This window comes from Ruegeria sp. YTSC325 (assembly GCF_059609525.1).
In genome coordinates this window covers 71,551-94,539 of sequence record NZ_JBXWLY010000018.1, presented here as the reverse complement: position 1 = coordinate 94,539, position 22,989 = coordinate 71,551, and the positions used below count along the sequence as shown (strand labels likewise).

Annotated in this window: 18 protein-coding genes; 10 read left to right on the top strand and 8 right to left on the bottom strand. The window is 57.6% G+C overall.

Annotated elements, in window-relative coordinates; all coding sequences use genetic code 11:
• Nucleotides 1-88 precede the first annotated feature (88 nt).
• From lpdA to AC2FF7_RS19955, 8 genes are all read right to left on the bottom strand, one after another.
• Nucleotides 89-1,819 carry a dihydrolipoyl dehydrogenase gene (gene lpdA / locus AC2FF7_RS19990; RefSeq protein ID WP_480870047.1) on the bottom strand — a complete coding sequence of 577 codons (1,731 nt, stop codon included), beginning with the start codon at nt 1,817-1,819 and terminating at the stop codon, nt 89-91.
• A gap of 11 nt (nt 1,820-1,830) precedes the next feature.
• A complete protein-coding gene (aceF, locus tag AC2FF7_RS19985) occupies nt 1,831-3,084 on the bottom strand; it encodes a dihydrolipoyllysine-residue acetyltransferase (protein ID WP_496906221.1) in 1,254 nt (417 codons plus the stop codon).
• Between the two features lie 27 nt (nt 3,085-3,111).
• Entirely contained in the window at nt 3,112-5,766 is a 2,655-nt protein-coding gene (gene aceE / locus AC2FF7_RS19980; RefSeq protein WP_170755884.1) for a pyruvate dehydrogenase (acetyl-transferring), homodimeric type, read from the bottom strand.
• A gap of 33 nt (nt 5,767-5,799) precedes the next feature.
• On the bottom strand, nt 5,800-6,522 hold the full coding sequence (gene phbB / locus AC2FF7_RS19975) for an acetoacetyl-CoA reductase (protein WP_480870042.1): 723 nt from the start codon (nt 6,520-6,522) through the stop codon (nt 5,800-5,802).
• Nucleotides 6,523-6,684: 162 nt separating this feature from the next.
• Complete coding sequence (gene dld, locus AC2FF7_RS19970; RefSeq protein ID WP_496906220.1) at nt 6,685-8,376, bottom strand: D-lactate dehydrogenase; 1,692 nt, start codon at nt 8,374-8,376, stop codon at nt 6,685-6,687.
• Nucleotides 8,373-9,560 carry an alpha-hydroxy acid oxidase gene (locus tag AC2FF7_RS19965; RefSeq protein ID WP_480870038.1) on the bottom strand — a complete coding sequence of 396 codons (1,188 nt, stop codon included), beginning with the start codon at nt 9,558-9,560 and terminating at the stop codon, nt 8,373-8,375. Before AC2FF7_RS19965 ends, dld begins: the two co-directional genes overlap by 4 nt.
• A gap of 14 nt (nt 9,561-9,574) precedes the next feature.
• Nucleotides 9,575-11,638 (bottom strand): TRAP transporter large permease subunit, encoded by a 2,064-nt coding sequence (locus tag AC2FF7_RS19960; protein ID WP_496906219.1) that lies wholly within the window; start codon nt 11,636-11,638, stop codon nt 9,575-9,577.
• Nucleotides 11,639-11,752: 114 nt separating this feature from the next.
• On the bottom strand, nt 11,753-12,802 hold the full coding sequence (locus AC2FF7_RS19955) for a TRAP transporter substrate-binding protein (RefSeq protein WP_480870034.1): 1,050 nt from the start codon (nt 12,800-12,802) through the stop codon (nt 11,753-11,755).
• A 351-nt stretch (nt 12,803-13,153) separates the two neighbouring features.
• Between AC2FF7_RS19955 and AC2FF7_RS19950 the strand changes: the two genes are divergently transcribed.
• From AC2FF7_RS19950 to AC2FF7_RS19905, 10 genes are all read left to right on the top strand, one after another.
• Nucleotides 13,154-13,948, top strand: coding sequence for a FadR/GntR family transcriptional regulator (locus AC2FF7_RS19950; protein ID WP_170755890.1), 795 nt, complete (start codon nt 13,154-13,156; stop codon nt 13,946-13,948).
• 280 nt (nt 13,949-14,228) lie between these two features.
• Nucleotides 14,229-15,527 (top strand): hypothetical protein, encoded by a 1,299-nt coding sequence (locus AC2FF7_RS19945; RefSeq protein WP_496906218.1) that lies wholly within the window; start codon nt 14,229-14,231, stop codon nt 15,525-15,527.
• Entirely contained in the window at nt 15,484-16,650 is a 1,167-nt protein-coding gene (locus tag AC2FF7_RS19940; RefSeq protein ID WP_496906217.1) for a cytochrome-c peroxidase, read from the top strand. Before AC2FF7_RS19945 ends, AC2FF7_RS19940 begins: the two co-directional genes overlap by 44 nt.
• Nucleotides 16,651-16,660: 10 nt before the next feature.
• Nucleotides 16,661-17,377 (top strand): MbnP family protein, encoded by a 717-nt coding sequence (locus tag AC2FF7_RS19935; RefSeq protein ID WP_480870030.1) that lies wholly within the window; start codon nt 16,661-16,663, stop codon nt 17,375-17,377.
• A 194-nt stretch (nt 17,378-17,571) separates the two neighbouring features.
• Nucleotides 17,572-18,153, top strand: a complete 582-nt coding sequence (locus AC2FF7_RS19930) for a Crp/Fnr family transcriptional regulator (RefSeq protein ID WP_170527342.1) — start codon at nt 17,572-17,574, stop codon at nt 18,151-18,153.
• Nucleotides 18,154-18,218: 65 nt separating this feature from the next.
• Nucleotides 18,219-18,419, top strand: a complete 201-nt coding sequence (locus AC2FF7_RS19925) for a YgaP family membrane protein (RefSeq protein ID WP_170356489.1) — start codon at nt 18,219-18,221, stop codon at nt 18,417-18,419.
• The gene (locus AC2FF7_RS19920) at nt 18,416-19,030 is read left to right on the top strand and encodes a rhodanese-like domain-containing protein (protein WP_480870027.1); all 615 of its coding nucleotides are present in this window, start codon (nt 18,416-18,418) and stop codon (nt 19,028-19,030) included. Before AC2FF7_RS19925 ends, AC2FF7_RS19920 begins: the two co-directional genes overlap by 4 nt.
• 307 nt (nt 19,031-19,337) lie before the next feature.
• Complete coding sequence (locus AC2FF7_RS19915) at nt 19,338-20,363, top strand: ABC transporter ATP-binding protein (RefSeq protein ID WP_496906216.1); 1,026 nt, start codon at nt 19,338-19,340, stop codon at nt 20,361-20,363.
• On the top strand, nt 20,351-21,448 hold the full coding sequence (locus tag AC2FF7_RS19910) for an ABC transporter ATP-binding protein (RefSeq protein ID WP_480870023.1): 1,098 nt from the start codon (nt 20,351-20,353) through the stop codon (nt 21,446-21,448). Before AC2FF7_RS19915 ends, AC2FF7_RS19910 begins: the two co-directional genes overlap by 13 nt.
• Nucleotides 21,445-22,956: an ABC transporter substrate-binding protein gene (locus AC2FF7_RS19905; RefSeq protein WP_170787639.1), complete on the top strand. Its 1,512-nt coding sequence runs from the start codon at nt 21,445-21,447 to the stop codon at nt 22,954-22,956. Before AC2FF7_RS19910 ends, AC2FF7_RS19905 begins: the two co-directional genes overlap by 4 nt.
• The last annotated feature ends 33 nt before the right edge of the window (nt 22,957-22,989 follow it).

The window sequence follows — 22,989 nt, the reverse complement described above, 5'->3', positions numbered from 1 at the left end:
CAACTGCAAAGCGGACTCGGGCGTCATCGCGACCCGGTTCTCACCGTCCAGTATTTCCTTTGGTGTGCCTAGCTTCATGGGTCAGGTCCTAGTGGCGTTTCTTGGGTGGCATCAGGTCGGTGATCGTGCCTTCGAACATTTCGGCCGCGAAATTAACCGTCTCGCTGAGCGTCGGGTGAGGGTGGATCGTGTGACCGAGATCGACCGCATCTGCGCCCATCTCGATGGCCAGAGCTGTCTCGGCGATCAAGTCACCCGCGTTCGTGCCCACGATGCAGGCCCCCACTACGCGTTGATCTTCGGGATCGAAAAGCAATTTTGTGATGCCTTCAGACCGGCCATTGGACAAAGACTTGCCTGAAGCCGCCCAAGGGAACACGCCTTTTTCGACCTTGATCCCTTTGGCCTTAGCCTCGGTCTCGGTCAACCCGCACCATGCGACCTCGGGGTCGGTATAAGCGACCGAGGGTATAAGCTTGGCGTCGAAGAACCGCTTGTGACCAGCGGCCACTTCGGCGGCGACCTTACCTTCGTGCACGGCCTTGTGTGCCAGCATGGGCTGGCCGACCAGATCACCGATGGCAAAAATATGCGGCACACCGGTGCGCTGCTGGTTGTCCACGGCGATGAAGCCACGTTCATCCACCACGACACCCGCCTTTTCGGCGTCGATCAGCTTGCCATTGGGCTTTCGGCCCACGGCGACCAGAACCTTGTCGAACGTGTCGGTGAAGCTTTCGCCCTTGTCATCCTCGAACGTGACTTTCAGGCCCTTTTTCAAAGGCTCAATCGCGGTCACTTTTGTCTTGAGGAAGATGTTCTCATACCGGCCCTTGATGCGGTTCATCAGGGGTTTGACGATATCCTTGTCGGCACCGGGGATGATCTGATCCATCAGTTCAACCACGGTGATGTTCGACCCCAAAGCGTCATAGACACAGGCCATTTCCAGACCGATGATACCGCCGCCCAGAACCAGCATCCGCTTGGGCACATCCGCCAGTTCCAACGCCCCGGTCGAGTCGATCACGCGGTCGTCGTCATGCGGGATGAAAGGCAATTCAACAGGTTCAGAGCCCGCAGCGATGATGCACTGGTCGAACGAGACGGTGGTCATGTCATCATCGCCCACAACTTCGATCATGTTCGGGCCCGAGAAACGGCCATAGCCGCGCACGATCTGAACCTTGCGGCCTTTGGACAGACCGTCCAGACCGCCGGTCAGCTTGCCAACAACGCTGTCTTTGAAGGCACGCAGCTCGTCCAGGTCGATCTTGGGCTTCCCGAAGCTAACGCCGTGTGCGCCCATCTCTTCGGCTTCCGTGATAACTTTGGCTACGTGCAGCAGGGCTTTTGAAGGGATACAACCCACGTTCAGACAGACGCCGCCCAGCGTCGGGTTGCGTTCGATCATGACAACCTTCTTGCCCAGATCGGCGGCACGGAAAGCGGCGGTGTAACCACCGGGGCCAGAGCCCAGCACAACTACCTCGGCATGCACATCGCCTTGACCGGTCGCCGTGCCGGTGGCGGCCACGGCCTGCGGCGCGGCGGGTGCCTCTACCGGAGCAGCTTCGGGCGCGGCCCCATCGGCTGCTTCCAATGTCAGGATCAGCGCACCTTCCGAGACGTTATCGCCTTCGGACACGGCAATCGAGACCACTTTGCCTGCGGCGGGGGAGGGGACCTCCATCGTGGCCTTGTCGGATTCCAGCTCGATCAGTGGGTCCTCGGCGGCGACGGTGTCGCCGACCGAGACAAGAATGCTGATCACGGGCACATCGGAGAAATCACCGATATCGGGTACTTTGACGTCCATCTGATCTCTCCTTACCACATCAGCTTGCGCATATCGCCCAACAGCGTCTTGAGCGTCACGCAGAAGCGCGCGGCCAAGGCGCCATCGACGGCACGGTGGTCATAGCTAAGCGACATTGGCTGCATCAGGCGCGGCACAAATTCCTCGCCATTCCAGACCGGCGCCATTTTCGAGCGGGTCAGGCCCAGGATTGCCACCTCGGGTGCGTTGACGATGGGCGTAAAATGCGTGCCGCCGATACCGCCCAACGACGAGATCGTGAAGGTCGCGCCCTGCATGTCGTTTGACTTCAGCTCACCTGCGCGGGCCTTGCCAGACAGCTCCATCAGGTCCTTGGAAATCTCGACAATCCCCTTACGGTCGGCGTCCTTGATGACCGGAACCACCAGCCCGTTGGGCGTGTCAGCCGCGAAACCGATATTGTAGTAGGATTTGCGGATCAGCTTGTCGCCATCGGGGTGGATGGACGAGTTGAACTCCCAATGCTGTTTCAACGCACTGACCGAGGCTTTGACGACAAAGCTGAGCAGGGTAACGCGATAGCCTTCTTCCTTGGCCATCGTGTCCATTTCCTTGCGGTACTTGTCCAGATCAGTGATGTCCGCCTCGTCATTATGCGTCACATGCGGGATATTCAGCCAGGACCGGTGCAGGGCAGGGCCCGACAGCTTTTTGATCCGCGGCATCTCCACATCTTCCACGGGGCCGAATTTCGAGAAATCGACAACGGGGATCGGGGGGATGCCCATGCCGCCCGCCGCACCGGCAGCAGCCGGGGCCGCCGCGGTTGAGGTCTTCAGGAACTTGGTGACGTCTTCGCGCAAGATACGACCCTTACGGCCTGAGCCGTTGACCTTGGACAGGTCAATATCCAACTGACGCGCAAAGGCGCGCACCGATGGCGAGGCGTGGGCCTTGCCGAACCCACCATCCACAACGGGTGCGGGTGCCGAGGCAGCAGGCGCTGCCGGAGCGGTAGCAGGTGCGGCAGCAGGTGCGGGCGCAGCCTCGGCCGGGGCGGCAGCGGCCCCATCGCCTTCCAGCAGCAGGATCAGCGCGCCCTCAGACACGTTGTCGCCCTCGGCCACTTTGATTTCCTTGACGACACCAGCGGCCGGGGAGGGAACCTCCATCGTTGCCTTATCGCTTTCCAACTCGATCAGCGGGTCTTCGGCGGCGATGGTGTCACCGACCGAAACCAAAATGCTGATGACGGGAACGTCCGAGAAATCCCCGATATCCGGGACTGTTACTTCGATTGCCATGTCTATTTCTCCTCGTGCCCCGTGGCCTTAAACCAACCGGGGGTTCGGCTTGTCGCCGTCAATTTCATATGTCTTGAGCGCTTTCTCGAGCTCGGCCTTGGTCACGGCACCTTCACGGTACAGATCGACCATGGCGGCCGCCGCGATGTGGTTGGCATCGACCTCGAAGAACCGGCGCAGGTTCACCCGGCTGTCCGAGCGGCCATAGCCATCCGTGCCCAGCACGGTGTAGCGGCCCGGCACAAAGGCGCGGATCTGCTCGGCGTAGTTCTTCATATAGTCGGTGGCCGCGATGATCGGGCCCTTGGCTTTAGACAGCTGCTCGGTCACATACGGCACACGTTCTTCGGCCAGCGGGTCCAGACGGTTCGCGCGCGCCGCGTCCTGACCATCGCGAGCCAGTTCGTTGAACGAGGTTGCCGACCAGATATCCGAGGTCACGCCGAAATCCTTCTTCAGCATCTCGGCGGCTTTCATCGCCTGAACCAGAATGGTGCCCGAGCCCATCAGATTGACATGCTTCTTGCCGGGTTTCTTGACCTCCTGGAACCGGTAAAGCCCCTTGATGATGCCTTCTTCCGCGCCCATTGGCATGTCGGGGTGGGCATAGTTTTCGTTCATCAGGGTCAGGTAGAAATAGATATCTTCCTGATTGCCATACATCCGTTGCAGGCCGTTCTGAATGATCACCGCGACCTCATAGCTGAAGGTTGGGTCATATGTGATGCAATTCGGAATGGTGCCTGCAAGGATATGGCTGTGCCCATCCTCGTGCTGCAACCCTTCGCCGTTCAACGTGGTCCGTCCGGCAGTGCCGCCCAGCATGAAGCCCCGCGCGCGGCTGTCACCCGCAGCCCAGGCCAGATCGCCAATCCGCTGGAACCCGAACATCGAGTAGTAGATGAAGAACGGGATCATCGCCACGCCGTGGTTGGAATAGGACGTCGCCGCCGCGATCCAGTCGGCCATGGCTCCAGCCTCGTTGATGCCTTCCTGCAGGACCTGACCGTTGGTCGTTTCCTTGTAGAACATCATCTGATCGGCATCTTCGGGGGTGTAGTTCTGACCTGCCGGGTTGTAGATGCCAACCGAGCGGAATAGCCCTTCCATCCCGAAAGTGCGGCTTTCATCGGGCACGATCGGAACCACGTTTTTGCCGATCCCTTTGTCACGCAGCAGCGTGGTCAAGATGCGGACAAAGGCCATGGTGGTCGAAATCTCGCGCTCCCCGGTGCCTTTGAGCTGCGCTTCGAACTTGGACAGGTCCGGGATATCCAGAGCGGGTGCGGTGCTGTCGCGTTTGGGGAATTCCCCCCCCAACGCTTTGCGCCGGTCTGCGAGATAAGCCTTCTGTGCATTGTTCAGCGACACGAATGGCGCGTTTGGCAGATCTTCGTCGCTAACCGGGATTTGGAACCGGTCGCGGAAGGCGCGCAGTTGATCTTCGGCCAGTTTCTTTTGCTGGTGCGTGGTGTTTTGACCTTCACCAGCCGAGCCCATGCCATAGCCTTTTACGGTTTTCACCAACAGGCAGGTTGGAGTGCCCTCATTCTCGGTTGCGCGTTTGAACGCGGTAAAGACTTTCTCAGGGTCGTGTCCGCCCCGGCGCAGCGCCCAGATTTGATCGTCGGTCCAGTCTTCGACCAAAGCGGCAGTCTCAGGGTATTTGCCAAAGAAATGTTCGCGGATATAAGCGCCATCCTTGGATTTGAAGGTCTGGTAGTCCCCATCGACCGTCTCATCCATCAACTGGCGCAGACGGCCGGTGGTGTCTTTCTCCAACAGCTGATCCCAGCCTTTGCCCCAGAGCAGTTTGATGACGTTCCAACCTGCGCCACGGAAGTCGCCCTCAAGCTCTTGCACGATCTTGCCGTTGCCACGTACCGGGCCATCCAAGCGTTGCAGATTGCAGTTGATGACAAAGATCAGGTTGTCTAGACCTTCGCGCACGGCAAGGTCGATCGCACCCCGGCTTTCGGGTTCGTCCATCTCGCCATCGCCCAAGAAGCACCACACTTTGCGGTCCGCCATGTCGATATGGCCCCGGTTGTGCATGTATTTCATGAATCGTGCCTGATAGATTGCCATCAACGGACCCAGACCCATCGAAACGGTCGGGAACTGCCAGTAATCCGGCATCAGCCACGGGTGGGGATAGCTGGACAGACCACCTCCGCTGACTTCCGAGCGGAAGTTTTCCAACTGCTCTTCGCTGATGCGACCCTCCATGAAGGACCGGGCATAGATGCCGGGGATCACGTGGCCCTGAAAGAACACCAGATCGCCGCCATGGATCGCTGATTTCGACCGCCAAAAGTGGTTCAGGCCAATGTCATACATGACCGCCGACGACGCGAATGAGGCGATGTGGCCACCATATTCGCTGCTGACCTTGTTGCGCCGCACCACGGTGGCCATCGCGTTCCAGCGGTTGATCGTGCGAATGCGCCATTCCATGTCCTGATCGCCGGGAAAGGCATACTGATCATCGACAGGAATGGTGTTCTGATAGGGCGTGGTTGCCGAAAACGGCAGGGTCGCCCCAGCAGCGCGCGCCTTTTGCACCGCTTTGTCCAGCAGGAAATGTGCGCGATTGGCGCCATCCCGTTCGATGACGTCTTCGATGGCGTCCTGCCACTCCTGAGACTCGATTGGGTCGATGTCGGGTTCAAGGTCTTTCATGTGGCAGGATCCTTTCTTGTGTATGTCCGGGCGTTAGCTGAAGAACTGCGCGCCGTTGGCAGAGATAGTCGAGCCGTTGATGAACTGACTGTCATCCGAGGCCAGGAAGGCCACGCAGCGGGCGATCTCCTCAGGCTCACCCAGCCGTCCCGCCGGGATTTGGGCTATGATCGAGTCGCGCACCTTCTCGGGTACGGCCATGACCATCTCGGTTGCGATGTATCCGGGGCAGATCGCGTTGGCGGTGATGCCAGCCCGTGCGCCTTCTTGCGCCAGGGACTTGACGACGCCCAGATCGCCCGCCTTGGTCGCAGCATAGTTCACCTGCGCGAACTGACCTTTCTGGCCGTTGATCGAGCTGATGACGATGATACGGCCAAACTTGCGCTCGCGCATACCGGGCCAGACGGGGTGGACGGTGTTGAACACACCGGTCAGGTTCGTGTCGATCACGTCTTTCCACTGGTCCGGGGTCATTTTGTGGAATGGTGCATCACGAGTGATGCCTGCATTGGCCACGACAACGTCGATGGGGCCAAGGTCCGCTTCGACTTGGGCGATACCTGCGGCCGAGGCTTCGTAGTCGGCAACATTCCACTTGTACGTCTTGATACCGGTCTCGGCGGTGAAGGCGGCGGCCTTCTCATCATTGCCAGCATAAGTCGCGGCTACATTATATCCTTCAGCCTTCAACCTTCTGGAAATCGCTTCGCCGATACCCCGGCTACCACCGGTTACAAGTGCAGTACGTGTCATTTTCAATTCCTCCAATTAGTCAGAAACTTTGACCTAACTCGCTATGTTACGTAGCGTAATTTTCAGCGTACGGATAGGCCTGAGCGGAATACCAGCTATGCGTCTCAGGAAAAGTTTAACGTTAAACTATCTGAAAAAAGGCCACGCATAGCCTTGGGCGATTTACTTGATCCCTTCGCCATAGTTGCGGGATTTTGACATCTTGCCGATCCCCGGATTGAAAGAGTTTGTCGGATCGCAACACGTATAATGCGCCGCAAGGTCGGGTTTGGCCTTATAGAGATGCCCGACATTATGTTCCGCCGGATACTCGGCACCACGCGCATCGAACAGCTTTAGCATCGCAGTTTTCAGTGCTTTGGGATCTGCCCCTTTGCGCACCACATAGTCCTGGTGCATCACGTGACACATGAAGTGGCCATAGTAGAGTTTGTGTACAATCTGATCGCTGATCTCGGGCGGCAAAACCTCAAGCCAATCACGATCATTGCGGCGCAGGGCAACGTCCAGCGCAATGATATCTTCAACCTCATCTGCGTGGATCGCCATATAGCGCACTGCAGCGCCCGCAGCAGCAAACCGGTGCAGGCCCGCGATCTTGGCCTCACGCGGAGTGCATTCGAAGAAACCTGCATCGCGCCCTTTGAAAAAGCCGGGCAACCAGTCGCGGATCGCCTCGATGCCCTCGTCCTTCATTTTCAGGATCAGATGATGTTCAAAGGCGTCTCGGTATTCGATCATCCTCTTGGGCAGGACCTGCGGCAGGAGGCTGACTGCGGCCTGCATGAACCGGTCGGTGAAATTGCGCAGAAAAGGAATGCGCCGTAAACGTGCATCCACTGCGCCCTTCAGCGCAAAGAACATCGGCAAGCGATCTGTGCCCAACTTGTCGATCATCCACACCGTGTCCTTACCGTAGGCCTTAGTGATGTCGAACACGTCGCGCTGCATGTACTCGGCCGAGACTGGCAGGGACGCGAATTGCGACAGGATATGCCGGCGCAACTCGGCCAGATCGTCTGGGGAGTTGGTTCCGATATAGAAAACCTGTTCAGCCTCGTTTTTGGCGAAAGTGTCCAGACGCACGGCAAACACAGCCACTTTTCCGGCTGAACCCGCAGATTCAAACAGCTTCGCCTTATCCGCATTGTATCGTGCGGGCGTTTCGGCATCCACGTCGCGCACGATCTGCGCATAGTCACTGGCCGAGGCGCGTTTATTCGTAGACCCTGGATTGCGCTCGAACTGACCAGCATCGAGATTTGACAGGATCTGTTCCGGTGTCTCACCCAGATCAATGCCCAGGTGGTTGACCAGCTCTAACGTGCCGTCTTCGGTGATGCGGGCATAGACCGACAGTTCGGTGTAAACCGGCCCGCGTTCAACCAATGAACCGCCCGAATTGTTGCAGACCCCACCCACAATCGACGCCCCGATACATGAGGATCCGATCACCGAGTGCGGTTCGCGCCCCAGCGGGGCCAGCAGCTTTTCCAAGGCAAAGAGTGTGGCACCGGGAAAGCTGACAACCTGTTCGCCGCCGTTCAGCGGCACCAGAGTATCCATGCGGCGGGTATTGATCAGAACCACATCGCGGTCATAGCGACCTGAGGGTGTGGACCCTTCTGTCAGGCCGGTATTGGCGGCCTGCATGATGACGATCTTGTCGGCGGCAACGCAGGCTTGAAGAACTTTCCACTGTTCCAGCAGGGTGCCGGGTTGTACGACGCACAGCGCCTCGCCTTCACCCGACCTGAACCCACGGCGGAACCGCTCGGTCGGGCGTGCGCCGGTCAGCACATGGCGGGGCCCGACGATTGCGCGGAAGTCGGATATGAGGGCATCGTTGGTCATGCCGCGTTCCGATGCGCCTGTCCCTGAACCGTCACCGGGTCGCGAAACCGCAGATTGGCGCGCGACAGTTGATCAACTCGCGTGACGCCCATCAGCTTCATGTCGCGTTCGATCTCGGCCCGCATCAGCCCTAACGCGCGTTCGACACCGGGCTGACCGGCAGCGGCCAGCGGATACAGATAGTGCCGTCCGACACCAACCGCCTTGGCCCCCAACGACAGCGCCTTCAGCACATGGGTGCCGCGTTGAATGCCGCTGTCCATCATCACGTCCAGCTTGTCGCCGACCGCATCCACGATCTCGGCCAGTTGGTCGAACGGAGTGCGCGAGCCGTCCAACTGGCGTCCGCCATGGTTCGACAGGATGATGCCCGTACAGCCGATCTCGGCCGCGCGGCGGGCGTCCTCGACGGTCATGATCCCCTTAAGGCAGAACTGACCGTCCCATTCGCGCACCATCTGGGCCACATCGTCCCAGTTCATCGACGGGTCCAGCATTTCGGTGAAATAGCCGCCGATGGAACTAGCCCCGCCGCTCATGTCCACGTGTTCATCCAGTTGCGGCAGGCGGAATTTCTCGTGCGTGACATAGTTGATGCCCCACATCGGCTTGATCGCAAACTGGATCATGCCGCCCAGCGTTAGCCGGAACGGGATCGAGAATCCCGTGCGCAGGTCACGTTCGCGATTGCCGCCGGTGATGCTGTCTACGGTCAACATCATCACCTCGACACCCGCCTCTTTGGCGCGCTGCATCATGGCCGAGTTCAGGCCCCGGTCTTTGTGGAAATAGAATTGGTAGACCTGCGGGTTTTTGTGTTTCTGGCGCAGCTCCTCCAGCGAAACGGTGCCCAGCGAGGATACGCCGAACATGGTCCCGTATTTCTCGGCCGCCGCCGCCACGGCGCGCTCGCCCTGATGGTGGAACAGGCGCTGCAGTGCGGTGGGCGAGCAATAGATCGGCATGTCCAGCTTTTGCCCCATGACGGTGACGGACATGTCCACGTCTTTGACCCCGCGCAACACCGATGGCAGCAGATCGCAGCGATCAAAGGCGTTTGTGTTCTCGCGATACGTTACCTCATCATCCGCGCCGCCGTCGATATAGTTGAAGATCGGTCCTGGCAGGCGGCGCTTGGCCAGTTGGCGGAAATCGTGGAAGTTATGGCAATCGGTTAGACGCATGTCTCTTCCTCCTATCAATACGCGACGGATGGCAGCCAGGTGGCCAATGTGGGCCACAAGAAGACCAACGCCAGCCCGGTCAGTTGCAGCAGGACAAACGGGATGATGCCCTTGTAGATGTCGGTCAGTTTAATCTCTGGCGGGCAAACGCCCTTGAGATAGAACAAGGCAAAGCCAACCGGAGGTGTCAGGAAGCTGGTTTGCAGCGTGACTGCCACTAGGATCACGAACCAAACCAGCGCGGGTTCGTCCAAAACGCCAAAGCCGGGGATGTCGATGCCCAGCCCATTCACGATCGGGCGCATCAGGGGCAGGACGATCAGGGTGATCTCGATCCAGTCCAGCACAAAGCCCAGCAGGAAAACGATGAACAGGATGAACAGGATCGTGCCATTGGCTCCAAAGCCGGTGGACTGAACCACATGTTCGATCAGTTCATCGCCGCCAAGTTCGCGTAGTACATAAGAGAACACGGTCGCGCCTAGGAAGATTGCGAAGATATAGGCGGTGGTGTTGAAGGTCGACACCAGCACGTTCCACAGCTTTTGGAAGGTCAGCTTGCGATAGCCCAAGGCCAGCAGGGTCGCACCCAGTGCCCCGATGCCCGAAGCTTCGGTCGGCGTGGTCAGGCCCGCAAAGATCGAACCGAGCACGGCGAGGATCAGCATCAGCGTCGGGATGACGGCAATCAGCACGTCCTTGACGGCAGCCCAGTCGGGGGCCTTGGCACCTTCGGGGACAGGGGCCGCGTCACGTTTTATCAGCGCAAGGATGAAGATATAGCTCAGGTACAGCCCGCCGATGATTACACCGGGGAAGACGGCGGCCATGAACAGATCACCCACAGACAGGGCCATCTGGTCGGCCATGATCACCAGCATAATCGAGGGCGGGATCAGAATGCCCAGCGTACCGGACGCGGAAACCACCCCAGCGGCCAGTGTCGGTTGATATTTCTGCTGCATCATCGAGGGCAGCGAGAGCACGCCCAGCAACACGACAGACGCACCAATGATCCCGGTTGAAGCCGCAAGGATGATCCCGATCAGGGTCACGGTGATCGCCAGACCTCCGCGCACTGTGCCAAAGAGGCGCTGCATCGAGGACATCAGGCGCTCGGCCACGCCGGATTCGTCCAGCATCAGACCCATGAAGATAAACATCGGCAAGGCGACCAGAACCGCATTGGACATAGTCGCATAGACCCGATTTACCACCGCGCCCAACGTCAGATAGTCCAGCCCGGTAAAGGTGCTTTCCAGCCCCGTCCAAAGCATCAGGTCGTTGTCGAACAGATAGGCCAGCCCGCAATAGGCCACACCCACACCGGCCAGCACCCATGCCACCGGGTAGCCAGTGAACAGCAGCGCGATGAAGGTCAGGAACATGGCGATGACCAGCTTTTCCTCGGTGGTTTCCACCAGGAATGTCAGGCCCACACAGATCGCGGCAAAGACGGCCAGAACCAGCAGGACGCGACGCAGCGGCGCGCCTTCGCGTTCGCTCTCGGGTCCGTAGATCAGCGCGTGGCCATCATGGATCAGTCGGGCAAGGGCGGCGAGCGCCAGTAGCACAAAGCTGATCGGAATGACCGCTTTGAACGCCCACCGTGCCGGAAGGCCGGTCGGACTGTCGGACCGTTCGTTGACGCGGAAGCTTTCGTAGAAATAATCATACCCCTGGTCGATCATCAGATAGATGAACGGGGTCAGCAGCGTCAGGATGCCGATCACCTCGATCACCCGCTGAGCGCGGCGGGAAAGCTGCATATGCAGCACGTCCACACGCACATGGCTGTCGGTGATCAGGGCGTAGGAGATACCGATCATCGTCACGATGCCGTAGAAATGCCATTGGATCTCGTCCAGTTTGGGATAGTTCTGGCTGAACAAATAGCGCAGTGAAACCTGAGTGAAAATCGCGGCCATCAGCAGCACATTGGCCCACATCACCACATGGCCAACGGCCTTTACGCTGGTGTCTAGGGCAACAGCAATTTTTTGGCGGTCTGTATCGGGATGTTCCAGGAGGCCTTCATAGGCTTCGACCGGATCATTGACGTTCTTTGGCGTGGCCATGGGTAATCCTCCCTCGGTTGATCGGCGCGGGCGCGATCAAGGCTTTGCAGGCAGTGGTCCTTTGAATATCCGGGGCGGAGGAGCCCGCCGCCCCGGACGCGTCAGTCGTTCAATTTACTGACGAGGGAGGAACGCGTTTGTTTTCCACAGGTCATAGCCTTCGCGGAACTCAGTGATGTCGGCCATGACTTTGGCAAAGAAGGCGTCGTTTGCAGCTTCTTCAGCAGCAACTTCTTCCCAAGTGGCGCGGAAGGTGTCCAGCATCTCGGGCGACCATTGCTTGATGGTGACGCCGTTATTTTCGACGTTGTCGAGCAACGCTGCGTGCTGAATGGCTTCACCTTCGGCAAAGCTGTCTGTCATCGACGCTTTGCAGGCATTTTCGATGATCGCCTTGTGCTGATCGCTGGCTTCGTTCCAAACATCCTTGTTGATCATCAATTCGAACACGGTTGCCTGCTGGTGCCAGCCGGGGAAGTAGTTGTACTTGACCAGCTTGTGGAAGCCCAGGCGAGCATCGATCGCGGGCATCGAAAACTCGGTCGCGTCGATTGCGCCTTTCTCCAGCGCGGGGAAGATCTCACCGCCTGGCAGCAACGAGGTTGCGACGCCCAGCTTCTGCATGACTTTGCCGCCCAGGCCAAAGAAGCGCATCTTCAGGCCGTCCAGATCTTCGGGGCTGTTGATCTCGGTTGCGAACCAGCCCGAGGTTTCGGGGGCAATGATGGCGCAGGGCATGACGTGCACATTATAGCCCGCCTGGTCGTACATTTCCTGATACAGCGCGCGACCGTTTCCGTAATACATCCAGGCCATGTATTCGCCGGCTTCGGGGCCAAACGGAACGGCCGAGAACAGCGGTGCGGCGGGGATTTTACCCGCCCAGTAGCCAGCGGTGGTGTAACCCGAGTTGATCTTACCAGTCGACACCGCATCCAGAATCTCAAATGGCGGAACCAGCTTGCCCGGCTCATAGACCTTCATCTTCAGCGTACCGCCCGACATCAGCTGCAGCTGCTCGGCCACGCGTGGAATCGGCGAGCCCAGACCCGGCAGTTCGGTCGAGAAGGCGATAGGTGTTTTCAGCAGCAGCTTGTCGGCGGCAAGTGCGGGTGCGGCGATCAAGCTGGCAGCTACTGCAAGGCTCGTCAGGGTCTTTTTCATGAATTCTCCTCCGGGATGGTTCGGACGCAACGTCCAATCAATCTGTGACGCTAGGTTATCTGGCGCCTTGAGTGGTCAATAAAGTTTACCAACATATCCAGTCAACAACTTTATTTACCACTGGATCATGTGGCCGCAGGCACAAACTGCCTTACGTCTCGATCAATGGATAATTTCTGACTTTGTGCGAGAAGTTCAGGAATACAGAATAAAATAATTTAAAACAGACTATTAAGGTAATTCGTCAGGTGAGCCTGTTCGCGCAGAAACTAGTTGAAGTTTGGCGTCTCAAAGGTTATTTTAATTTACCAGTAAGAACGACTGAGCCCAAACCACAAAAGGCCGCGCGTGATGACACCAACTGCGATTTTTGAACCAATCGGCCACGAATCGCTTGCAGATGCGGTGGTTGCCCAGGTCGAGGATCTTATTGCTTCAGGTATTCTCAAGCAGGGCCGCAAACTGCCTTCCGAACGCGATTTGGCAGAGATGTTGCGCGTGTCCCGGCCTAAACTGCGTGAAGCGCTACATGTTCTGGAAGAGCGTGGTCTGGTCACAACCCAACACGGCGAAGGCACTTTTGTGGCCGCTTTGACAGGGCAGGCAATGATGCCTGCTTTGCTGGCATTGTACGAACGCCACGAGCCTGCCTTTTTCGACTATCTTGAGTATCGCCGCGAACAAGAAGGCTTTGCTGCGCGACTGGCCGCGCGCCGCGCGACTAAGGCCGACAAAGAACGGATCACGGAAATTCTGGCCGAAGATGACCGAGCTTGGCGCGCGAATGATCCGGCTGCTTCTCGTGAGGCTGACTTTGCCTTGCACGCAGCAATTGTCGACGCAAGCCAGAATGCCACGCTTATTCACATGATGGCCTCAATCTATGAATTGACTCGCCAAGGCGTTTTCTACAACCGCGAGTTCCTGAAAACCATTGACGGAACCGGCGAGCGATTGGTGCAACAGCACAAAGAACTGGGTGAGGCTGTCATTGCGGGCGACGAGGCGCGTGCCGAACAGGCCGCATTCGACCATATTGATTTTGTAGAGGAGTCTTTCCGCTTGGGAATTGAAAGACGCCGGCGAGAGACAATGGCCGAGAAACGACGCATGCTTTCAAGTTCTAAGCCGACACCCAATTCCTGAGAGCAAGCGCAGCCCGTACATTTCGGGCAAAACTCGCGATTTAGTAGCTAAGGTTTGCATTAAAACAGCCATCATTCACGCGGCAACCTCGAAATTTTGAGTGGGGTGCGTTAAGGTTTGTGTGCACAGAATAATCGCAAGACGCTATCGTCTTAGACATGTGCCAGCATTTTCGGTGTGTTGAAGATGCGATCACTGACGGTCAGGCAAATGTTCCGTGCAGCCCTTAGAAGGAGGGTTTTACGTTTGTTTTCGTGTAAATATTGGGGGGGAAATCAATATGAAAACATCAAGGATACTCAGCGCGTTTGCTTTGCCGATTTTAATCGCTGCGGGCGGAACATCTCTACTGGCTGAAAGTGCTCGCGAAGAAAGTCAGGGTACGGTTTTGCTGCGCGGACTGCCAACTTTGGACACGTCGCACAGTGTCGCGATTGTCGAGCTTGATCCGGAATCCGAAAACTTCGGGAAAATACTCAGCGAAGCCGAACAACCGGATATGGCTGAGCCGTTTCATCACTTGTATTACAGTCCGAATGGTCGCCTGTATGCCACCGGGCTGGACCCAACATGCAGTTTGGCAGAAATCGGTCTTGTCCGCGATTCCAGCGGTGCGCCACAGGTCTCAGGTTTTGAATGTCTAGACACCGCGGGCCAGATGGTCGGCGAAGACATCATGTGGACCACGTCGAATGGGTCTGAGTACATGTTTGTCACGTTCATGGGTGGCCTTGGGGGCGACGACGGTGGGTCATTAGGTGTGTTTGATCCACAGACGAATGAAGTCGTAAAAGTCATTGAGGCCCGTAAGAGCGAGATCGCTGAGGGTGCGCCTTACATCATGTATCCCCACGGGATTTCGGCGTTTGAAGATCGTATGGTGATCTCGTCAACAGTCCATCCTGACCTGGCGACCGGAGTTGGCAATTCAATCACGGTAATCGATCTCAATACGCTTGAACCTATCCAGACAATTACGGTCGAAGGTGAGACACCGATTGGCTTTCCTTCATCTCCGGTCGAGGTGCTTTTTGCCCGCCCGTCGATCCACCCAGAGATCGAACCAGCGGTCATGGTGAATACGATGTTTGGCTTTGAAACCTGGTCCATCCCTTACGATGCGGCGACTAAGACGTTTGGCGAAGGCAAAGTGATCTATTCCGGCACTGAAAACGGCACAGGCGTGCCACTTGAGTTCTATGGAACCGAGGATGAGCTGTTTATCAGTCACGCTCTGCCGGGTGTCGTAAAGCGCTACGACTTGTCGAAGCTGCCTCAGCTTGTCTCGTCTGGTCCTGATATCGTTGCCGATCCAGGTGCGCATCACATGATCTTTTTCACTTCGGCGTCTGGACGCGATCTGATCGCCGTTCAGAACAACCTTTTGAACCTTGGAAATGCTGAAGCGAATGATCCGACGGATGTCGATTTTATCGCGTCGGTCAATGCCAATACAATTACCGTCCATGATCTGGAAACCGGAGAACGTCTGGGCACGGTGAATTTCAAAGAAACGTACCGGAAAGGGGTCGAAAATGTCGAAGGCCTGTTTGGCTCGGGCTTCGTACATCACCACTAGGCTGCGTTCTTCCAAGTCCAAAAAGGCCGTTTGCACCGGGCTAACGGCCGTTTTGGCTTCGGTGCTTTTTGGTTCATTTGATGGTCAGGGCCATGCCGATCCTACGCCGATAGAGGGCTTTCAAGCACCCTTTGTATTTGGCCGGTTCACGGTACCCGCCGACAACCCGCTGACGGAAGAAGCCTTTGAGCTGGGTCGAAATCTGTTTTACGACCCGATCCTGTCGGGTGACAACACGATGTCTTGTGCAACCTGTCACGAACAGGCTCGTGGGTTCACAGATGGCCGCGCGCGGTCGGTTGGGCATAACGGTGAAGAACTGGACTTCAATGCAATGGCCCTGGGCAATCTGCTTTGGGGGCCGCAACTGTTTCTATGGGATGGACGCAGCCCAAGCCTTGAACATCAGGCCCTGCAACCTTTGCTTAACCCGATTGAGATGAATCAGCCTCTGGACGCGTTGTTGGATGAGTTGAGTGCTTCCGCCCACTACCAAGAAATGTTTGACGCTGCTTACGGCGAAATCTCGGAACAGGCCGTTTCCAAAGCGCTGGCGACATTTGTTCGACTGTTGATTTCCGCCGACAGCAAATATGATCGTTACCTGCGGGGTGAAATCAAGTTGAACGATCAGGAGGAGCATGGGCGCAAACTGTTCATGGCGCATCCGGATGTGAAAACATCACTGCGCGGAGGGAACTGTATCGATTGCCATAGTCAGTTTGTCACCGCCGGATTTGCCGAAGGGTTTGATGGGTTCAGCAACAACGGTTTAGACCCCGATACAGCCCTAAAGCCCGGCCTGAGTGCCACGACCGACTACGATGGTGACCATGGAAAGTTCAAAGTACCCAGCCTGCGCAATATCGCAGTCACCGGTCCTTATATGCATGATGGGCGTTTTGAGACATTGCGAGAGGTTTTGAACCACTACAATGAAGGTATCGTCCTCAGCAGTACGCTTAGCCCGCTGATCCTCGAGGCAGATAATGAAGTGGCCGACCCGACACAGGCATTGGGGCTGCAACTGACCGAAGTGGAAATAGATGCAATCATCGCCTTTCTGCACACGCTCACGGACGAAGCATTCTTGTCAAATCCAAAGTTTTCGAACCCATTTTAAGGTGCTGTTCATGATCAATCTTCTAACGGTAAAACGACACATGATGGGGGCAGGGTTGGGTCTTACCTTGTGGGGCGCGCAGGTTGCGGCTCAATCTCCGATGACGCTTGAATTCCACGCGATGAACGGTGACGCGCCTTTTATTTTCGATGAATTTGTCCATTCCGATCCAATAGGGGGCGAACCTTTTCGCCTGCGCGACTTTCGATTTTTTCTAAGCAATGTGGTGTTTTCCGATGGCACCCGGCAATTTGCGGTTGCCGACGGCTATTACCTGATCAGGTTTGATGGCCGTAGCCAAACATATGAGGTCACTATCCCGGAAATGCCCTTGCAGACCGTCTCGGAAATCACCTTCGCCATCGGTTTGGATGCTCAGACCAACGGGTCGATCACGCCGCGCGGAGATGTAGACCCGAACAGCCGCATGGCCTGGAACTGGGAGATCGGCTACAAGTTCGTACTGGCCGAAGGCGCTCTGCGCGGGGCGGATGGGCTTATCCCGCTGGTCTACCATGTCGGGTTTGACGAGAATATGCGTGAGCAAAGCCTTGCTTTAAACCTAGAGAGCGGCGCGCGCGAAATTGCATTTGATGTTGATATAATGGCGTTGTTCGACGGCGAAACCCGGCTTGATCTCTCGGCCTTGCCGACTGTGAAAATGGATCGGGATGATGCCTCAGCGTTGGCTGACAATTTTGCCGGTTTGGTGAAGCAGCGGAAATAGGGCTCGCAAGGGCAGTCCCATTTGGGAATTTGAGTCACTTGCCCCGCCAGACGTGGATTTGTCACAGGCGGTATGGGTTTTTCCCAAAGCGGCCAGCGCTTAAGTTCGAGTCATCGCAAATCGGAGCTACCTACGTGACGCATCAAAGTTGGAGCACGGCCATACTCGACCGGCTGGAATCTGAAGGGACGCGCATGACAATCCCTGACGGAGCGCAGTTGTTTGCTCCGGGTGCCTACGGACAGGTTTTTCTGATTGTCCGGTCGGGGATCGTGCGCGTTGAACAAACCAGCCCGTCTGGTCGCACGGTGGTGCTGTACCGCGTTGGTCCCAATGATAGCTGTGTGATGACGACATCTTGTATGTTGTCCGACATTCCATATTCCGGTTTTGGCTATGCCGAAGGGGCAGTGACCGCACTGGCGATTGGCCGGGACCGGTTCAACGCGCTACTGGCTATGGACTCGGCGTTTCGCGCTGCGGTTTTCATGGCATTTTCTCAACGGATCGTCGAACTGTCCGAAGTCATCGACGACCTTTTGCTGAACCGTATGGATCAGAAGCTGGCGCAGTGGTTGCTGGATCAAGGCAAAGATGTCCCCGACATTCACACCACTCATCAGCGAATTGCCACTGAGCTGGGCAGCGCACGCGAGGTGATGTCGCGTATTCTTAAGGATTTCGAACACCGGGGATGGGTCGCGTTGGAACGGGGTGTAATCCACCTGCAGAATCGTTCTGCATTGCAGTTGCACGCAAAATCCGGGTCTGTGTGACCTCGTCACATATAGCCAAGCCAAAAGCTGCGAATCTCTTCCCAGATCATCAAGGAGATTCGATCATGCAATTCACATCCAACGTAGGCTCTATCGACCGCGCATTGCGTCTGATCCTGGGGACAGCGCTGATCCTCTTGGCTTTGACTGACACTGTTGGCCTGTGGGGCTGGCTGGGCGCGGTGTTTGTCGTTACAGCTTTCGTCAAGTTCTGTCCGATCTACGCGATGCTGGGTCTATGCACCTGTGGAAAGGTCGACCAATGACCCTGCGCACACCTCCGTCACGCAGGGCCGTTCTGGGTATGGGGATCGCGACGGCGCTGGCCTTACCGTCGTTGGTTTCAGGTGCCAGTTCGATTGAAACTTCGGTCGATCCAGCGCGCCTATCAGACCGGCAACGGACACCATTGGGCTTGTATTTGACACCACAGGCCGCATTTGCGGCGCTGCAGCGGGATAGTGACATCTTGTTCGTCGACGTACGCGACCCGATCGAGATTTCTTTTGTGGGCCACCCCGAGGGGTTGGACAAGATCATCCCTCTGGGCATTGTCACCCACCAAGTCGATCCGCAAAGCGGTCAGTACCAGATGAAAAATAATCGTAATCTGGTGCCCGACTTTGATGCTTTGTTGAAGCAGCAGGGGAGATCGCGGCAGGATGCCGTTTTTGTCACTTGTCGGTCAGGGGCGCGGTCTGCTGTCGCAACCCGTCAATTGGCCAAGGCGGGTTATACAAATGTCTGGAATCTGATCGAAGGGTTTGAGGGTGACAAGGACGCTCGCGGCGTACGTGCGCTTAATGGTTGGCGCAATGCGGGATTGCCATGGGGGTATCGTTTGGGCCCCGGCGTTGCATGGCAGGGCGCGATTTAACCTTGTTGTTGCAACATGTTTAGGGCTGCCTGTCCCTAACCACAAAGCGTTGCGTCGAAACTAAATGCGATGCCACACCCTTTTGTCGTGTGAAGCCAACGACCGGGGTGCGGCGTTTGGTTCAAATTTAATCAAAAGATCAGTTTGGGTTTTCAGTCCGCCGTTTTGTGGGAGTCATGAGTGCTTAAAAGGCGGGCGCAAATTCGTGGATCGCGTCTGACGGCTGGAAAAACTGCATCAAAGCGTTGACAAGTATTTTTCAAAGATGCAACCAATTACACATTGGTTTAACGAAAAGGTTGCGCCTGTGTCCACACCAAGTGTCCGCACCACGCCTGACACAAGCGTCGAAATCCTGAAGCTGTCCGCCTTCAGCCTGTCGTTTCGTGGCCAGTCTACTGCTGCGGTCGACGACTTGAACCTGAGTGTCTCAGCGGGTGAAACGCTTTGCATTGTCGGCGAGTCCGGTTGCGGTAAGTCCGTAACCGCCATGGCCTTGATGGGTCTGTTGCCGCGGGATGTCATCGAAATTCCATCAGGGCGGTTGGACTTCGAAGGACGCAGCTATGATTTGCGCTCGGAACAGCTTGATGCCGCCACCCGAGGCGACAGGATGGCCATGATCTTTCAAGAGCCGATGACCTCGCTCAACCCCGCCTTCAAGATCGGGGATCAGATTACAGAGGCCGTTCTGCACCACCGCAACTATAGCCGTGCCGAGGCCGATGAAGCTGCCCTGACCATGCTGCGGCGCGTAGGTATCCCGGCCCCTGAGCAGCGGTTGAACGAGTATCCTCATCAGTTGTCTGGTGGGATGCGGCAGCGGGTGATGATCGCGATGGCATTGATCAACAATCCCTCGCTGCTGATCGCGGATGAGCCGACCACGGCCCTGGACGTCACGATCCAAGCCCAAATCCTTGACCTGATCCGGGAACTTCAGGCTGAAACAGGAATGGGTGCCGTTTTCATTACCCACGATCTGGGCGTTGTCGCTGAAATAGCGACGAATGTGGCGGTGATGTATGGCGGGCAAATCGTGGAAAGCGGTCCAGTGGATGCTGTGTTCGATGACCCGCAACACCCCTACACCATCGGGCTCATGAGCTCGGTCCCACGCATGAGCGGATCGCGCGACAAGCTGATAACCGTGCCCGGCACCGTGCCTTCGCTGGCGGACATGCCGCTGGGATGTCGGTTTCGCACGCGCTGCCCCTTTGCGACTGATGACTGCGCAAATCGCCCGGTATTGTCTGACGTTGGGCAGAACCATGCGGTGGCCTGCCACTATGCCCCTCTGGAGCAACTCAAGGGGGTCAAATGCGCGATGTAATCCTTGAGGCACGGAACCTCACCCGTCATTTCACACTGGGCACCGGGTTGTTTGAGCGCAAAACCAAAGTGCGTGCGGTCGATGGTGTTTCTCTGTCGGTCCACACGGGTGAGACCTTTGCCATTGTCGGAGAATCCGGTTGCGGCAAGTCAACGCTTGCGCGGCTTTTGATGCGGCTGGATCGGCCAACCTCGGGTCAGGTTCTGTTTGACGGGCAAGAGGTTCAGGACTTGCCCCGCCGCGACATGGCCCCGCTGCGCCAACAGATGCAGTTCGTATTTCAGGACCCGTTCTCATCCCTGAACCCCCGTATGACCGTGGGCAAATTGGTCGGCGAACCGTTAGAAGTTCACGCGCCCGAGCTGGATGAGGACGCGCGTCGTCAAAAGGTGGCCGCGCTATTGGCACAGGTCGGATTGCTGCCAGATCACGCCAACCGGTATCCGCACGAGTTCTCGGGCGGCCAGCGGCAACGGATCGGAATCGCGCGCGCGTTGGCCTCGGGTCCCCGGCTGTTGATCGGGGATGAACCGGTCTCGGCTTTGGATGTGTCGGTACAGGCGCAGGTGGTCAATCTGCTGAACGATCTGAAAGAGGACCTTGACCTGACATTGGTCATCATCGCCCATGATCTGGCCGTCATCCGACACATGAGCGACCGCATCGCTGTGATGTATCTGGGTCAGGTGGTTGAAACCGGCCCCGCCGATCAGGTGTTCGAGGAACCGCGCCACCCCTATACGCACGCACTGCTATCCGCGATCCCGGAACCCGAGCCGGGGCGCGAACGCGATCACATGGCGCTGAACGGGGAAACGCCCAGCCCGTCCGCACCGCCAGCAGGGTGCCGGTTTCATACTCGTTGCCCCTTTGCGCAAGAAGACTGCCGGACGATGCCCCCAGTTCTGGAGGACGCAGGCAGCGGCCATCACGTCGCCTGTCATCATTGGAAAACCATACCAGAGGCCGGAAAACCGGCCCCGCCCCGACGCCGCAGCGCCGGAGCAGAAGAGCGGTTCGCGCTGTATCGCGCGGCTGTCCAAACGCCCCCGGCTTCTGCCGAAAACAGAGAGGAAACATCATGAATGTCTTGAAAACCGGTCTGTTGGCCGGACTGCTCGGCGCAACCGCGCTGAGCGCGCAGGCCGCCGACTTGCGCATCGCCTTGCAATCCGACGCCGACGTGCTGGACCCCGATCAGTCGCGCACATTTGTTGGCCGCATCGTCTATGCCTCGATGTGTGACAAGCTGGTCGACATCACCCCTGACCTTGAGCTGATCCCGCAACTGGCCACCGGCTGGGAATGGAGCGAGGACGGCAAGGCCCTGACCATGACCCTGCGCGAAGGCGTAGTGTTTCATGATGGCACGCCGTTCAACGCGCAGGCCGTGGCCGACAATATTGACCGGTCGCAGAACCTTGAGGAATCGCGCCGCAAGTCCGAGCTGAAGTCCGTGACCGGTGTCGATGTGGTCGATGACTACACTGTTCGTTTCAACATGGCCGCGCCCGACGCGACCCTGCTGGCGCAATTTGCCGACCGCTCGGGCATGATGGTGTCGCCGACTGCGGCAAAGGCGGCAGGGGCGGATTTCGGTCTGAACCCAGTCTGCTCGGGCCCGTTCAAGTTCAAGGAACGCGTCGCTCAGGATCGTATCGCGCTCGAGCGGTTCCCTGACTACTGGAACGCGGGTGAAATCCATTTCGATAGCGTCACCTTCCTGCCGATCCCGGACACCACCGTTCGTCTGGCCAACCTGCAATCGGGTGACATCGACATGCTGGAACGTCTGGCCGCGACTGACCTCGCGCAGGCTGAAGGTGATGGCGGGATCAACGTTGAACGCGCCGTTTCGCTTGGATATCAGGGCATTACCATCAATGTGAATAATGGTGACAAGGGCGACAACCCGTGGGGCAATGACAAACGTCTGCGTCAGGCGCTCAGCTATGCGCTGGACCGTGATGCGATCAACCAGGTTGTGTTCGAAGGTGCGTTTGCGCCGGGCAACCAGCCCTTCCCGCCCACGTCTCCATGGTATGACGCCGATCACCCGGTGCCCGCGCGTGACGTGGAAAAAGCAAAGGCCCTGCTGGCCGAGGCGGGCTTCCCCGACGGGATCGACCTTGAGGTTCAGGTTCCCAACACCACCGTTCCGCTACAACTGATGCAGGTCGTGCAGGCCATGGCGGCCGAAGCCGGGATCAGAATCGAGATCACGTCCAAGGAATTTGCCACCCTGTTGGCCGATCAAAGCGCCGGTGACTATCAGGCCAGCCAGATCGGATGGTCGGGCCGCGTGGATCCCGATGGTAACATTCACCAGTTCATGACCACCGGTGGCGGCATCAATGACAGCCACTACTCGGACCCGAAAGTGGACGAGATGCTGAACAACGCCCGCGCCTCGACCGATTTCGACGTGCGCAAGGCGGACTATGACGCGGCACGGGACATTCTGGCCCAAGATATGCCCATTGTGTACCTGTATCACCAGACATGGATCTGGGCGCTTGATGATGGCCTCTCGGGCTTCACCCCCTATCCGGATGGGATGATCCGGCTGGAAGGCGTGAAACTGGAGAAATAAGCCACTCACGGCCCGCCCGGTCCTCCAGCCGGG

What these genes read in the sequence shown, in the direction of transcription:
- lpdA (WP_480870047.1), bottom strand. Translation starts at nt 1,819, where the DNA reads ATGGACGTCAAAGTACCCGATATCGGTGATTTCTCCGATGTGCCCGTG.
- aceF (WP_496906221.1), bottom strand. Translation starts at nt 3,084, where the DNA reads ATGGCAATCGAAGTAACAGTCCCGGATATCGGGGATTTCTCGGACGTT.
- aceE (WP_170755884.1), bottom strand. Translation starts at nt 5,766, where the DNA reads ATGAAAGACCTTGAACCCGACATCGACCCAATCGAGTCTCAGGAGTGG.
- phbB (WP_480870042.1), bottom strand. Translation starts at nt 6,522, where the DNA reads ATGACACGTACTGCACTTGTAACCGGTGGTAGCCGGGGTATCGGCGAA.
- dld (WP_496906220.1), bottom strand. Translation starts at nt 8,376, where the DNA reads ATGACCAACGATGCCCTCATATCCGACTTCCGCGCAATCGTCGGGCCC.
- AC2FF7_RS19965 (WP_480870038.1), bottom strand. Translation starts at nt 9,560, where the DNA reads ATGCGTCTAACCGATTGCCATAACTTCCACGATTTCCGCCAACTGGCC.
- AC2FF7_RS19960 (WP_496906219.1), bottom strand. Translation starts at nt 11,638, where the DNA reads ATGGCCACGCCAAAGAACGTCAATGATCCGGTCGAAGCCTATGAAGGC.
- AC2FF7_RS19955 (WP_480870034.1), bottom strand. Translation starts at nt 12,802, where the DNA reads ATGAAAAAGACCCTGACGAGCCTTGCAGTAGCTGCCAGCTTGATCGCC.
- AC2FF7_RS19950 (WP_170755890.1), top strand. Translation starts at nt 13,154, where the DNA reads ATGACACCAACTGCGATTTTTGAACCAATCGGCCACGAATCGCTTGCA.
- AC2FF7_RS19945 (WP_496906218.1), top strand. Translation starts at nt 14,229, where the DNA reads ATGAAAACATCAAGGATACTCAGCGCGTTTGCTTTGCCGATTTTAATC.
- AC2FF7_RS19940 (WP_496906217.1), top strand. Translation starts at nt 15,484, where the DNA reads ATGTCGAAGGCCTGTTTGGCTCGGGCTTCGTACATCACCACTAGGCTG.
- AC2FF7_RS19935 (WP_480870030.1), top strand. Translation starts at nt 16,661, where the DNA reads ATGATCAATCTTCTAACGGTAAAACGACACATGATGGGGGCAGGGTTG.
- AC2FF7_RS19930 (WP_170527342.1), top strand. Translation starts at nt 17,572, where the DNA reads ATGACAATCCCTGACGGAGCGCAGTTGTTTGCTCCGGGTGCCTACGGA.
- AC2FF7_RS19925 (WP_170356489.1), top strand. Translation starts at nt 18,219, where the DNA reads ATGCAATTCACATCCAACGTAGGCTCTATCGACCGCGCATTGCGTCTG.
- AC2FF7_RS19920 (WP_480870027.1), top strand. Translation starts at nt 18,416, where the DNA reads ATGACCCTGCGCACACCTCCGTCACGCAGGGCCGTTCTGGGTATGGGG.
- AC2FF7_RS19910 (WP_480870023.1), top strand. Translation starts at nt 20,351, where the DNA reads ATGCGCGATGTAATCCTTGAGGCACGGAACCTCACCCGTCATTTCACA.
- AC2FF7_RS19905 (WP_170787639.1), top strand. Translation starts at nt 21,445, where the DNA reads ATGAATGTCTTGAAAACCGGTCTGTTGGCCGGACTGCTCGGCGCAACC.